This is a genomic window from Chryseobacterium amylolyticum, assembly GCF_051011775.1.
Classification (GTDB): Bacteria; Bacteroidota; Bacteroidia; order Flavobacteriales; family Weeksellaceae; genus Chryseobacterium.
On the sequence record NZ_JBPCHX010000001.1, the window covers coordinates 426,822 to 440,362 of the forward strand.

General features: G+C 37.6%; 15 protein-coding genes. 10 read left to right on the top strand and 5 right to left on the bottom strand.

Going from position 1 to position 13,541, the window contains the following annotated elements:
- Nucleotides 1-60 precede the first annotated feature (60 nt).
- Entirely contained in the window at nt 61-1,743 is a 1,683-nt protein-coding gene (locus ACR1PO_RS01875; RefSeq protein WP_433985630.1) for an APC family permease, read from the top strand.
- 157 nt (nt 1,744-1,900) lie between these two features.
- The gene (locus ACR1PO_RS01880) at nt 1,901-2,236 is read left to right on the top strand and encodes an Mpo1-like protein (protein ID WP_332387505.1); all 336 of its coding nucleotides are present in this window, start codon (nt 1,901-1,903) and stop codon (nt 2,234-2,236) included.
- A 212-nt stretch (nt 2,237-2,448) separates the two neighbouring features.
- On the opposite strand, the gene ACR1PO_RS01885 is transcribed toward ACR1PO_RS01880, so the two are convergent.
- The 3 genes from ACR1PO_RS01885 to ACR1PO_RS01895 form a co-directional block, all read right to left on the bottom strand.
- Nucleotides 2,449-2,898 carry a hypothetical protein gene (locus ACR1PO_RS01885; RefSeq protein ID WP_332387506.1) on the bottom strand — a complete coding sequence of 150 codons (450 nt, stop codon included), beginning with the start codon at nt 2,896-2,898 and terminating at the stop codon, nt 2,449-2,451.
- Between the two features lie 25 nt (nt 2,899-2,923).
- Nucleotides 2,924-3,382, bottom strand: a complete 459-nt coding sequence (locus ACR1PO_RS01890) for a lipocalin-like domain-containing protein (RefSeq protein ID WP_433985631.1) — start codon at nt 3,380-3,382, stop codon at nt 2,924-2,926.
- A gap of 125 nt (nt 3,383-3,507) precedes the next feature.
- The gene (locus ACR1PO_RS01895) at nt 3,508-5,517 is read right to left on the bottom strand and encodes a DUF3857 domain-containing protein (RefSeq protein WP_433985632.1); all 2,010 of its coding nucleotides are present in this window, start codon (nt 5,515-5,517) and stop codon (nt 3,508-3,510) included.
- Nucleotides 5,518-5,674: 157 nt separating this feature from the next.
- Between ACR1PO_RS01895 and ACR1PO_RS01900 the strand changes: the two genes are divergently transcribed.
- The gene (locus tag ACR1PO_RS01900) at nt 5,675-6,289 is read left to right on the top strand and encodes a DUF4377 domain-containing protein (protein WP_332387509.1); all 615 of its coding nucleotides are present in this window, start codon (nt 5,675-5,677) and stop codon (nt 6,287-6,289) included.
- 154 nt (nt 6,290-6,443) lie between these two features.
- Here the strand turns inward: ACR1PO_RS01900 and ACR1PO_RS01905 are convergent, their stop codons facing one another.
- Nucleotides 6,444-7,382, bottom strand: a complete 939-nt coding sequence (locus ACR1PO_RS01905) for an SPFH domain-containing protein (RefSeq protein ID WP_002978074.1) — start codon at nt 7,380-7,382, stop codon at nt 6,444-6,446.
- A 147-nt stretch (nt 7,383-7,529) separates the two neighbouring features.
- Here ACR1PO_RS01905 and ACR1PO_RS01910 point away from each other — a divergent pair, with 147 nt between their 5' ends.
- The 6 genes from ACR1PO_RS01910 (at nt 7,530) to ACR1PO_RS01935 (ending at nt 11,323) form a co-directional block, all read left to right on the top strand.
- Nucleotides 7,530-8,144, top strand: a complete 615-nt coding sequence (locus ACR1PO_RS01910) for a Crp/Fnr family transcriptional regulator (RefSeq protein ID WP_332387510.1) — start codon at nt 7,530-7,532, stop codon at nt 8,142-8,144.
- Between the two features lie 108 nt (nt 8,145-8,252).
- The gene (locus ACR1PO_RS01915) at nt 8,253-8,786 is read left to right on the top strand and encodes a YceI family protein (RefSeq protein WP_433985633.1); all 534 of its coding nucleotides are present in this window, start codon (nt 8,253-8,255) and stop codon (nt 8,784-8,786) included.
- A gap of 26 nt (nt 8,787-8,812) precedes the next feature.
- A complete protein-coding gene (locus ACR1PO_RS01920; RefSeq protein ID WP_332387512.1) occupies nt 8,813-9,031 on the top strand; it encodes a tautomerase family protein in 219 nt (72 codons plus the stop codon).
- A 6-nt stretch (nt 9,032-9,037) separates the two neighbouring features.
- Nucleotides 9,038-9,772, top strand: a complete 735-nt coding sequence (locus ACR1PO_RS01925; protein WP_433985634.1) for an SDR family NAD(P)-dependent oxidoreductase — start codon at nt 9,038-9,040, stop codon at nt 9,770-9,772.
- Nucleotides 9,769-10,221, top strand: coding sequence for a nuclear transport factor 2 family protein (locus tag ACR1PO_RS01930; protein WP_332387514.1), 453 nt, complete (start codon nt 9,769-9,771; stop codon nt 10,219-10,221). Before ACR1PO_RS01925 ends, ACR1PO_RS01930 begins: the two co-directional genes overlap by 4 nt.
- Nucleotides 10,222-10,249: 28 nt before the next feature.
- Nucleotides 10,250-11,323: an NAD(P)H-dependent flavin oxidoreductase gene (locus ACR1PO_RS01935; protein WP_433985635.1), complete on the top strand. Its 1,074-nt coding sequence runs from the start codon at nt 10,250-10,252 to the stop codon at nt 11,321-11,323.
- 7 nt (nt 11,324-11,330) lie between these two features.
- On the opposite strand, the gene ACR1PO_RS01940 is transcribed toward ACR1PO_RS01935, so the two are convergent.
- Nucleotides 11,331-12,686: a deoxyguanosinetriphosphate triphosphohydrolase gene (locus ACR1PO_RS01940; protein WP_433986069.1), complete on the bottom strand. Its 1,356-nt coding sequence runs from the start codon at nt 12,684-12,686 to the stop codon at nt 11,331-11,333.
- A 202-nt stretch (nt 12,687-12,888) separates the two neighbouring features.
- Between ACR1PO_RS01940 and ACR1PO_RS01945 the strand changes: the two genes are divergently transcribed.
- A complete protein-coding gene (locus ACR1PO_RS01945) occupies nt 12,889-13,518 on the top strand; it encodes a class I SAM-dependent methyltransferase (RefSeq protein ID WP_433985636.1) in 630 nt (209 codons plus the stop codon).
- The last annotated feature ends 23 nt before the right edge of the window (nt 13,519-13,541 follow it).

Genomic DNA, 13,541 nt, shown 5'->3' on the forward strand with positions numbered 1-13,541 from the left:
TTAACATCAAAATAAAAAATCATTACATTTGCTTTTTTTCAAATCAAATATAGTTATTGAATGAGTCAACTTTTTAGAAGAAAAATCTATTCAGATACAGATACTTCGACGGGGCTTTTAAGGGTCTTAGGTGTGTGGGACATTGTATTTTTTGGTATTGCGGCCATTATTGGAGCTGGGAGTTTCAGCAGTTTGGGAGAAGCCGTTTTCAGAGGGGGTCCCGGTGTTATCCTTCTATATTTGATTTGTGGTTTTGCCTGTGGCTTTACTGCTTTATGCTATGCTGAATTTGCCAGCAGAATTCCTACCGCCGGGTCTGCCTACACGTATGCTTATGCCAGTTTTGGGGAACTAATTGCCTGGATCATCGGCTGGGCTTTGATCATGGAATATTCTTTCGGAAATATTTATGTAGCCTTTTCCTGGTCGGATTATTTCACCAGTTTTTTAGGCCGTCTCGGAATGCATATCCCTGATTACCTGACCTGCAGCTATACCGAAGCCAGAAAGGCTTTTCAGTATGGTTCAGAAAATAAAGAATTATTAAATGCATGGAAAACAGCACCGTTAATCGGAAGTCTGAAGTTTATTGTAGATATTCCTGCATTGGTTATTAATGGATTGATTACATGGCTTTGTTATGTAGGAGTTAAAGAAAGTAAAAATTTCAACAACTCTCTGGTGATTTTAAAACTGGGAGTAATTCTATTGGTTATTTTGGTTGGTTTTGCTTACATCAACACTGAAAACTGGACTCCTGTAAGCCCAGCAACAGGAACACCTTCCTTCATGCCGAATGGCTTTGCAGGGGTAATGAGTGCGGTATCCGGAGTGTTCTTCGCGTATATCGGATTTGATGCTTTAAGTGTACTCTCTGAAGAGACCAAAGATCCGCAGAAAACCTTACCAAAAGGAATGATCATTTCCCTTGTACTGTGTACGGTAATTTATATTGCTTTAACACTGGTATTGACGGGAATGGTGGATTACAAGAAATTTGATGGTGTGGGAGATCCGCTTTCATTCATCTTCGAAAAAACAAACGCCAATGTAGCGTGGATGGAACTGGTGGTTTCTTTCGTAGCCATCGTAGCCATTACTACAGTATTATTAGTATTCCAGATGGGACAGCCGAGAATCTGGTATGCCATGAGCCGTGACGGACTGATGCCTGCAAGATTTCAAAAGATACACCCTAAATATAAGACACCATCATATGCAACCATCGTTACCGGGATCGTAGTGGGGATTCCTATCCTGTTTACAGACAAAACCTTTATCCTTGACTTTACGAGTATCGGGACTATTTTTGCTTTTGTACTGGTATGTGCCGGAGTACTTCTTCTTCCTGCCAAAGAAAAAATAAAAGGCAGATTTCATCTTCCTTATGTAAATGGTAAAATCATTTTCCCTGTTGTTTTTATTGGTGGATTAATTGCTTTCTATCAATGGCAGCCGGATTTTTTTGACAACCTGATGAACTGGTCAGATCCCAATGAAGGAGAATTCAGAGCTTCTATTTTCTTCTTTATTATCATCAACCTTATCCTGTGTGTTGTGGCTTTTATCAAGAATTTATCATTGATTCCATTGGTTGGACTAAGCTCATGTCTGTATCTTCTTACAGGAATGAGCCATGAGAACTGGTTCTGGTTCGGGATGTGGTTCCTGATCGGGATGGTTATTTATTTCTGCTACGGATACAAAAACAGTAAGCTGGGGAAAGAATTAAAAAATAGCTAAATCATAATTAGCAAAAATTGCGAAAAGGCAAAATGGCAGAAAGGTTAAACCCAATGGAGAAACTGATTTGCGATTTTGTCTTTTTTATTTTTTAACCTCTGATAAAAATCGGCAGAATTATTGCTTTAGCTTCATAAGAACCCATCAACTAACCGCCATGGCTGAAAGAATCAAAACATACAGAGAATTTTATCAGTTTTACCTTACAGAACACAGTAAAACGGGAACCCGGATTTTTCATTTTATCGGGACGTTTCTTGTATTTTTCGTTATAGGATATGTTATCAGTTCAGGAAAAGAAAGATTTTTATGGTACATTCCTATTGTAGGCTATGGATTTGCCTGGTTCAGCCATGCCGTGATTGAAAGAAACAAGCCGGCTACTTTTAAATATCCTTTATGGTCTTTAATCTCAGACTTCAGACTGTTTTTTGAACTTTTGATTGGGAAGCAGAAATTCATAATGCCTAATAATAAACCCCAGAATCCATAAGGGTTTAAAATTAAAACCCTTATTTGAATAATTGAGATTTCTTGCTTTGCCCGGAATGACAAAAGTACCGTTGAAATTTTATCGAAGATAAAAATCCTTGCGTCTTACGTACATATGGCTTGTAAAAATCTTAGCGACTTTGCGTTTTCCAACTTTCTGCTTATGAATAATGTTGAGATTGCTTCATATTCGGTTCGCAATGACTCTATAATTTAGTGGGTATTTGGATAAAGCTTCTTCCCTATCAGATATCCCAATGAAGGCAGAATAAATGACAATACAACAGGAATTATTAATGCCAGACCGGAACCATCAAGAACAACAGTCAAAGGAAAAAGATATCCATTATAAACAAGAAGAGCCAGGGAAAAAAGGAAACTGTCACTGTTACCCGTAGAAAGGATATTAAAATTACTTCCAAACTGATCAAATACCCCGGAACAAGTGAATAAGAAAACATTCACAAAAAACACCCATAAAACAGTTCTGTAGATCATTCCTTTTTTTGCGTTCAGATATCCTGCAAAGATGAGCAAAAGAGATAATATTCCGGAAACGGTAAAATCAAGGCCGGATATGGCCACCTCGCTTCCGGTTCTTCCAAAGAAATACATAGCATACAATACCAGGTTCAGGACATAAATTACTGTTACATAATTCATAAATCAGAGGTTTAATTTTTTATTATCAATATTGTTTTTCAAGTATCTCGTAGTGAACGGTATTCACTATTTTTTCAGCAAGAGCGTCGCCATCTACTTTTGCCCGTTCAGGAATATAACTTGAAAAAGTCATTGTTTTATCTTTATTCATTGTTACCACTACTTCTTCAAGGATATTCCGGTCATCTACATAAAACTGGATCCTGTTGTCTACGATTCTCCAGAAAGACAGTCTGGGTTCAGACGGGCTGCAGTTTCCTACACTTCCTTCTATATAATTATAAACAGCAAAACCATCTTCCCTGATGGCATAGTTTCTCATAAGACGGCAGTTATCAAATTCTTTTATCACTTTCTCTTTCCCTTCATAAAACCCGGCTTCTTTCAGCCTCCAGAATCCTGTAACATTTTCTTTGGTTATTTTTTGTGCATTCACCATAGATGAGACTGCAAGAAAAGAAGCAAGACAAAATATCTTAAACATAAATAAATCTGTGTTTTTTTAATGATTTGAATAAAATAATATAAAAGATTTCCGCGGGCGGCTTCGCCGCCCGCGGAAACTCTAAACCTTAAACATTGATCCCTTAACGCTGAACTTAAAGGATCTTATTTGAATTTTTTCTTAAAGCTGAATTTAAGCCTGTTCATGAGTCCCGGTTCGATAATATCAATTCCCAAACCGTAATTACTATCGGCAATGGTATGATGATCTGTTCTGAACTGTTCAAACTCATTCTGAGGAATTTCAATATTGATCAGAGGACTATATTCTATATACACGCTGGCCCCGTTCTTATGCACTTTTTTACGGCTTTTATAATCAAAATACGGATTGGTAATCGTACTTTCCTGAATTGTATATTTTTCTTCAGTATCAATTTTATGATCTGTGTGAAGGTTGATCTCGTATTTCTCGCTGTCAAAATTATGCCAGAACGGCAGATCTTTATGCATAAAATCCCTGGCACTTGCCTTCACTACATTCCTGTCAAAATACATCAGGAAACGGTTCTTCTGCGGATCTACAAAGTAAGGATTCTCAATAACAGCGGAATATTGAATTCTGACTTCATTCAGTCTCTTGTCATCACTTACCACGTCAATAGCCGCATCTTTAAACACATCCCGTACATCTGTCCCGTTCCTGTCTCCTGAATAGTTAAGCGCATAGAAAAGGAAGCTGTTCCAGCTGTCAATAATTTCTCTTTTATTCGTACTCTTAAAATACCTTCTCATAGCATTGGCTCTGTTTCCTTTGTAGGTCGTTGACAAAGTAAGCTTTCCAATATTACCCTGTGCGCTGAAGTCTACTTTTTCGTCAATACAGAAATAGGGGAATTTATAAGGTTTTCTTACCTGCAGTTCCTGATCTTTTTTCACTTCCAGATAATGCATAAAATATATGAATCCGCGGTTTTCTATCAATCCGAATTCATCACGGATGGTGGCATCAATAAAATATTCCTGTCCTTTATAATTCACTTTTACCACCACGTGATTAAAGCTTAATAACGATGGAAGATAATACTTGATATAATAATCCGTGTTAAAATTCACCAGTACAACAGAAGCCTCTACTCCGATATAATCAAGAATCACTTTCAGTAAAACCGATTTTGCCTTACAATCCCCTTGCTTGTTTTCATAGGTTACCGACGGTTCCTGTGGCTTATGTCCGTTCATCTCATCAGCATTGAAGATATAATAAATATGATTCTGAACATATTCTATGGCAAACTGAAGCTTTTCATCCTGATCGGCAATGGCATCCAGCTTTTCAACAAGATTCGGAGCAAAATCCTTTAAGGAAGCTTTATTGAAAATTTCCTCATAAAAAGGAACAATATAATTAGACAGGTCTTTCCAGTTGCTTTCTGTAGCAAAGTCCACATAAGGGAAAATCTCACGTCCTGAATCTACAGGATTGATATAATTCTGTTCTTCGATAACGAATCGTTCTCCTTTTTTCAGATGGTTTACCTGCGGCTCAAGAACATTACCCTGCTCATCCCTGAAAAACGTTTTCTTGTAAGCAATCGTCTGTTCACGTTCATTGATGAATGTAAATTTAAAACTTCCGTAAGCCCAGTAATTATCAGGACTTACCCAAACGTATTTGGAGAATTCTTTTCTCAGGAAATCACGATCGGTAAATTCTTTAATCCTTGAATCTTCTAAAATAAGTATATCATACAGCCTCAGATCTTTAATGGTAATATTGATCTTTTTATTACTGCTCAGAACACCTCCACTGCTCTGGTTTTCACTGTCAAGAACTTTGATTTTCGTATCCGGAATCTTATCGATCAGCACGCCATCTCTCAGAACACTGATCCTGTGGATCTGGTACACTTCGTTTTCTTCCACAATAACATCAGAAACAGAGGCCCTTTCCAGATTCCCTGGTTCATTCAGGGTATACGCCATGCAGACATATTCACTGTTCTCCGTATTGCTTGTATAGTATTTTTTATCTAAAAAGTAGCAGTAGTCTCTGCCCTCATCGATTTGTTTTCTGGCAAATTCTGAATCTTTGATCCGGCTTATGATTTCTTCATCTCCGATATTTCCTGCCCACATTTCAGGTTTTTGAATCCTGTAATTTTCAACTTGCATTTGATTATCCATATTCATTATAAGAATTATATTTTGGTTAGTGTTTAAGAAATTCAAATTAAACAATTAAAAAAATAAAAAACAATAGCAGAAGTACTACAAATTGAGGATTTTTTTTCGGCATGGTAATTGCGACGTAAGGGAAAAATCAATGTTTATGAAAAGTATAGCAACAATTCTAAAAGGGGCAGCACCCGCATTAGCATTATTCGCAATGACTCAATGTACAACCACAGCCAATGCATCCGCAGGTGATGAAAAAACATTCATTGTAGGACCACAGACAGCAGACTGTACAGGCGTAGCTCCTATGAAATGTCTGCAGGTAAAAGAGAACGCTTCCGGAAACTGGACTAATCTTTACAGCAATATTGAAGGATTTACTTATGAGCCGGGTTATGAATATGTCTTAAAAGTAAAAACAGAAAAAATTGAAAACCCGCCAGCTGATGGTTCATCCATAAAATATACATTGGTAAAACAAGTCTCAAAAACGAAGAAGGCAGAAATGGCAGCCAATGAAAAAACAATCATTGTAGGGCCTCAAACCGTAGATTGTTCGGCTGGAGCAGGCCGTATGAAATGTCTGCAGGTAAAAGAGAAGGCGTCTGAAAACTGGACGAACTTCTATAGTAATATTGAAGGTTTCACCTATGAGCCGGGTTACGAATATGTTTTAAAAGTAAAGACTGAAAAAATTGAAAATCCGGCGGCAGATGCTTCTTCAATCAGATACACACTGATAGAACAGGTTTCAAAAACGAAGAAATAATAATAAATAAAAAACGCGTCTGAAAAATTCAGAAGCGTTTTTTATTGCGGGAAGCCTGAAGAATGAAGCCTGAAGTTATTTTTGACAATCACGGAAAATTCTCCATTAATTCATTTTTCCAGTTTCATTTACGTTTCTCTTTGTTCTTTTTATCTTAAAAGCCTGATTCTTTTTGAGGAGGCTCAGGGTACTTCCCTTTTGTAGCTTCTCCTACTGTGTTTGCTGTTGTCATAGCTACCACAAGATCATTCAGCATCCCGCTTGCTGCAGTGGGCGAATTGGGAAGAAGTACAAGATTACTTCTGTTGCTTGCACCTACCGAATGCAGCGTATCATAATGCTGTGTTACCACAATAAGTGCTGATGCTTCATGAGAGTTGATATCCACATTATTCAGCATTCTAACAGATTCTTCAAGCCCTTTTGCAATTTCTCTTCTTTGGTCGGCAATCCCCTGCCCCTGAAGCTTTTTAGATTCTGCCTCTGCTTTTGCAACGGCTACAATACGGATTCTTTGGGCTTCAGATTCATATTCTGCAGCGGTTTTTTCTCTTTCTGCAGCGTTAATTCTGTTCATCGCATGTTTTACCTGCTCATCCGGGTCAATATCTGTTACCAAAGCCTTGATAATATCATAACCATAACTGTTCATAGCTTCCTGAAGCTCGCTCTTTACTGCTACTGCAATATCATCTTTTCTTACAAAAACATCATCCAGTTTCAGTTTCGGAACCTCTGCACGTACTACGTCGAATACGAATGAAGTAATCTGGTTTTCAGGATTTTCCAAACGGTAATAAGCATCCCCCACCTGATTCCTGATCACCTGATACTGAACCGAAATTTTCATTTTGATAAAAACATTATCCAGTGTTTTGGTATCAATCATTACATCCAGCTGCTGGATTCTCAGGTTCAGTCTTTTCGCAATCTGATCTATAATTGGCAGTTTAAGATGAAGACCGGAATGTTTTACAGCCTGAAATTTCCCGAAACGTTCAATAATTGCTGCTGTTTCCTGCTTAACCACAAAAAACGAAGCGAACAAAATGATAAGCCCGAAGAAAATAACGGGCGCTAAGTATATACCCATAGTTTTTAATTTTTTAATATGTCGTTATAAATCCTGTTTTGTTAAAACAATTTTTACCTGTGCTGTTTAAATATAGGAAAAATAAATTAGCCTTAAAGCATAGTTCACTGTAAATCATGTAGAATTATTCACAACATTTAAATTAAAATGATCCTGAAAAAACTTACTTTTGATTATTCATTATACATCATGGTCAATTCTAAAGAAATATTAAAAGATCACCTCTCTAAATTCACTTCTCTTACTGATGAACAACTTGACTATGTTTTCGGACATTTCGATCTGATTACTTTAAAGAAAGGGCAAAGTCTTATTTCGGAAGGTGATTTCGTGAATCATGAATATTTTGTTCTGGAAGGCTGCTTGAAAGCATTTTATCTTAATGACAATATGAAAATGTTTATTCTTCAGTTTGCCATGCCGACGTGGTGGGTAACGGATTTTGATGCTCTTTACAATAAAACAAGGGCTACCATTAATGTAGACTGCATTACAAATGCAGCAATTTTGTCCATTTCCAATGAGGACAGGGAAAAAATCTGTAATGAAATTCGTGAAGTTGAACATTTTTTCAGATGGCGGACCAACAAAGGGTATGTAGCTGCACAGAAACGCCTTCTTTCTCTTATGAATAATGATGCCAAATTCAGATACCAGGAGCTTTTATCTATGTATCCCCAACTATACAATCTTGTTCCGAAACATCTGATCGCTTCATATCTTGGAGTAACCAGAGAAACTTTGAGCAGGCTTCATCAATAATCTGCAGCTTTTTAAACTGTTTATTCTCATCTGCATTTTGTGAGGTACATCACATCAATATTTCTTTTGGTCAGCTGAACTTTGTATCCATATTTAAACCCAATAAAAATGGATACAAAAATTTTTAAAGTCAATACCGAGAACAGTACTATCCACTGGATCGGAAGAAAAGTTACCGGAGCTCATAACGGTACAATTCGCATAAAAGAAGGCAACTTCATATTTGAAAACCAAAAACTTCAGTCCGGAAAGTTCGTCATTGATACCCGCTCCATCAAAATCCTTGACATTGAGGATAATGAAACCAATACTCAGTTTGCCAACCACCTGGCTTCTGATGATTTCTTCAATACAGAACAATTTCCTGAAGCTTCATTTGAAATTACTCATGCAGAACCTGGTGATGAGAATCTTTATTACGCACAAGGACATCTTACCATCAAAGGTATTACTCAACGTATCGACACCAGTCTTCATATTGTAACAACAGATAATGCAGGTGTCCTAAAAACCAAACTTGTAGTAGACAGAACAAAATTCAATATCAGATTCAGGTCCTCTAACTTCTTTACCAACCTGGGTGATACGTTGATCTACAACAACTTTGATTTAAACATTCATCTTATTGCGGAAGCTTATTAATTCAATAACTCTAAAAATTTATCATCATGCCATTCATCAAAGTAGATGTGCTTCGCGAAGACCTTAACCGCGAAACAAAACAACAGTTAATCAGAAAAATCAGTGAAGCTGTAACCTCAGTTTTGAATAAGGATCCTCATTTAACACATATTGTTATTAATGAGATTGAAGACGATAACTGGGGGTATGCAGGGGAACAGGTGTCAGTATTAAAACAACAGGGATTTTCAACAGTAAAAAAGTAATCATCAGTGAAAAAACAAACCATAATCATAACAGGAGCCTCTTCAGGAATAGGGTTGGAAACTGCCCGCTATTTTTTAAATCAAGGGGATAACGTGGTCATTAATTCACAAACGGCAGTCAAATTAGAGAAAGTATATCATGAACTGGGAGCCACAGAAAATCTCGCAATGGTTGCCGGAAATGTTTCAGATAAAACAACAGGAGAAGAACTGGTGAAAACAGCTTTAGAAAGATTCGGATCTGCTGATGTGCTCATCAACAACGCCGGAATTTACGAAAACAAGCCATTTCTGGAAGTTACTGAAGACTATCTGGACCGTTTTTTAAGCACCAATTTAAAAGGATCATTCTTTACCACGCAGGCAGTCATTCCTCAAATGATCAAGCAAAATGATGGTGTGGTGATCAATATAGGAACGCCATTAGTGTATCACGCCATTGCCCAATCTCCTTCTACAGCACCTATTTCGAGTAAAGGAGCTATTCATGCACTGACATTGCAGCTTGCGGCAGAGTTTGGAAAAGACAATATCAGGGTTAATACAGTTGCGCCAGGATTGATCAGGACACCAATGCATGGTGCTGACCTTGATAATAATGCAGGAATACACCTCATCAACCGTATCGGGGAGCCTGAAGAAGTGGCTCAGATGATTTTTGCTATTGCTAAAAATAAATTAATCTCCGGAGCCATCATCAATGTTGATGGAGGGATGAGTGCCGGACATCACTTATCATGAAACTATCATTAATTATAGCATGGCTGTTCAGCTTTCCGTTGAGCGGTCATGCACAAAACCTTAAGAATATGAAAACCATTCAGGCACCAGAAACCGAAATAAGAAATGTGATAGAACATTATTATTTCAAAGGAATTTATAAAGGCGACACAGAACTTTTGAAAAAGGCTTTTTATAAAGATGCGCTGCTTTTCGGAGATATCAATGGAATTCCTTATTTCAAAACTGCGGAACAGTATATTGAAGGAGTGAGAAACCGCGTAAGTCCGGAAAAATCAGGAAAGGATTTTATAGCTGAAATTATTTCAGTTGATATCATCAATTCAATTGCTGTCGCGAAATTGCATGTAAAAATGTATGACTTCAATTATTATAATTTCATAACTTTCAATAACATAGAAGGGAAATGGCTCATTATTAACAAGACATTGACTCATTTACAACCTTAATTCAATCTTTTAATCTAAACCGAAAAGCATGTGGAACAAAAATAGAATTACAGAATTAATCGGGATTGAATACCCTATCTTCCAGGGTCCTTTTGGCGGAGATTTTTCTACTGTTGAGCTAACAACTACAGTGAGTAATCTTGGCGGACTGGGAGGTTTCGGAGCCTATACTTTGTCACCCCGGGAAATCTATGACATTCACCATAAAATACAGTCGAAAACTGATAAACCATACAATCTCAATTTGTGGGTAAGCGATCACGATATCATTGACGAAAGACACACAAAAGAGCAATATCAGAAGGCTGTTGAAACTTTCAAACCTTATTTTGACCTTTTAGATATAAATATTCCGGCACCTCCACCCTTTTTTGAATCGAGATTCCAAAATCAGCTGGAAGTGATCTTTGACATCAAACCTAAAGTTTTCAGCTTTATGTTTGGGTTGCTGAATGAAAACATCATCGAAGATCTTCATCATCAGGGAACTGTTGTGTTGGGAAATGCGACGACACTGGATGAAGCTGTTGCTTTGGAAAAAACCGGAGTGGATATCATTGTTGCCTCCGGATTTGAAAGCGGCGGTCACAGACCTTCATTTCTTGACAGGTCTGAACTTTCTACAACGGGAACTTTTGCTTTAATTCAATTAATCCGGGATCGCGTAAAGATTCCTGTAGTTGCCGCCGGGGGGATAGCTGACGGCACTGGTATTGCAGGTGCTTTCCAGTTGGGAGCAGAAGCAGTACAGATTGGAACAGCTTTTCTTGCAACGGAAGAATCCGGGGCGCTACCCGTTCACAAAGAATTGTTATTTTCCGCAGCTGCAAAATCTACCACTCTTACCAGGGCGTACACAGGAAGATTAGGGCGCGGAATTACGACAAAAATTACACAGGATGTTTTGACTGCAACTGATAAAACACTGCCGTTTCCTTTGCAGGCTCACTTCATGGGAGCCTTGAGAAAAGCAGCTTTGGAACAACAGAAAAATGATCTGGTATTCTTCTGGTCCGGCCAGATTGCTCCGGTTTTAAAGCACAAAAAAGCCTCCACTTTAATGAAATCATTAATCGAAGAGGCTTCTGAATTATTACAATAAATAGAATTTACACGGTCATTCCGATGTCTATTCCTTTAATTTTTCTATACAGATCGGTAGCATAATTATCAGTCATGCCCGAGACGAAATCAATAACCCCGAGCACTTTCTGATAGTCCGTTCCGTCATTGTAAATAAATTGCTTTGGAATTAATTTCAAAGCTTTTTCGTCATAAGATTTTCTTTTGTCGCCAGACTTCAGAATGGAAGGAATAAAGTGATCCAGCAATTCATACATCACATTATATCCTGCATTTTCAATTTCAACAACCGCTTTATGATTATAAATTTTTTCTACCGAAAAACTCTCAATATCCTGAAGTGCCTTATTTTCTTTTTTATAGATGTCCAGTAAACCGTTGCCAAGATTTCCTTCAAGAATGGTTTCAAAGTTATGCTTATACATCTCAATTGATTTATTGATTAAAGCATTAATCACTTTTGCCCTTAAATACGAAATCTGTTCATTTTCATTGGAGATAGAGCTTAATTTTGTCTCAATTCTCTGAACATCATCGGTTTCAGATTTTACCAGCTCGAAAAATAAGTTTTTACAGTCTGCTGTTGATACAATTCCCAGTCGGTGAGCATCTTCCATATCAATGATATTGTAGCAGATATCATCTGCTGCTTCTACCAGCCATACGAAAGGATGTCTTTTGAAAATATGAGGTTCTTCACTTTCAGCAATAAGCCGGGTTCCTTTGGCAATCTCCAGAAATATATCCTTTTCATTCTGGAAAAACCCAAACTTCTTTCTGTGGATAATTCCTTTTTTCTTGGCTACAGCCTCACACGGATATTTTGCAATGCTTGCCAGCGTTGAGAAAGTAAGCTGAATACCTCCGGCATCTTTCCCTTGCTGCTGCTGTGCCAGCACTCTGATCGCATTGGCATTACCTTCAAAATTAACCAGATCTGCCCACTCTTTCTCATTGAATTTAGATTTCAGATCTTTTTCATTTCTTTCAAAATAGCTCGCAATGGCATCTTCCCCGGAATGTCCGAAAGCAGGATTTCCCACATCATGGCATAAACATGCTGCAGCTATTACATTTCCTAAATTATGGAGATAAAAGTTCTTTGAATCCTCAGTCAGTTCATTTTTAAAATCTTCAGCAATAAATTCACCTACAATACTTCCTAAACTTCTTCCTACAGACGAAACTTCCAGCGAGTGTGTAAGTCTGTTGTGTACAAAAACACTGCCGGGAAGAGGAAAAACCTGGGTTTTATTCTGCAGTCTCCTGAAGGCAGAAGAGAAGATAATCCTATCGAAATCCCTTTGAAAATCAGTTCTTGAAGCTTTGGTCTGCGGATTATTTCCTGTACGTTGATTGGTGAAAATGTGGTTTAAATTCATCATTTTTCAAAATTACTTCAAATTTTAATTGTACGGAATAGTATTTAGATTTTTATTGGACAGATCTCTCATTCAAAAAATCTATTATGATAAACGTTTTTTAGAGACCGGAAGCTTGAAGAAATATTTTACATTTGATGCAACTAATATAACTGAAGAATACTTTTGATTCTTCTTCATGCAAATTTTAAATTCTTTTACAATGAAAGACAACACATGGCTCAACAGATGGGATGAAAGGTACAGCAGCGAAGAGTTTGCGTATGGAACCGAACCGAATAATTACCTGAGGGAGCAACTCAGTCAATTAAAACCCGGTACTATACTTTTCCCTGCAGAAGGCGAAGGACGAAATGCTGTTTTTGCAGCGACACAAGGTTGGCAGGTTTCAGCTTTTGACATCAGTGCCAATGGCAGAAATAAAGCGCTGCAGCTTGCTCAGCAACTGGGAACCGCAATTGATTATCAGGTTGGGGAACTTTCTGATTTGAATTACCAAAAAGAGCAGTTTGATGTCATTGCACTTATCTACGCTCATTTTCCGGCTGGTGTTAAATCTTCTATCCATCAGATGTTGAATCAATATCTCCGTAAAGGCGGATTTATTATTTTCGAAGCTTTCAGTAAAAACCATCTTGAATATATCGCCAGGAATGAGAAAGTAGGCGGACCCAAAGATGTTGAATCCTTATTTTCTATTGATGAGATCAAAGCGGACTTCCCGGATTACGATATTATAGAATTAAAAGAAACAGAAATCGAACTCAGGGAAGGCTTGTTTCATAACGGAACAGGTTCTGTTATCCGTTTTGTAGGGCAAAAGCATAACTGATACCAGTGATGCTTACATAAGTT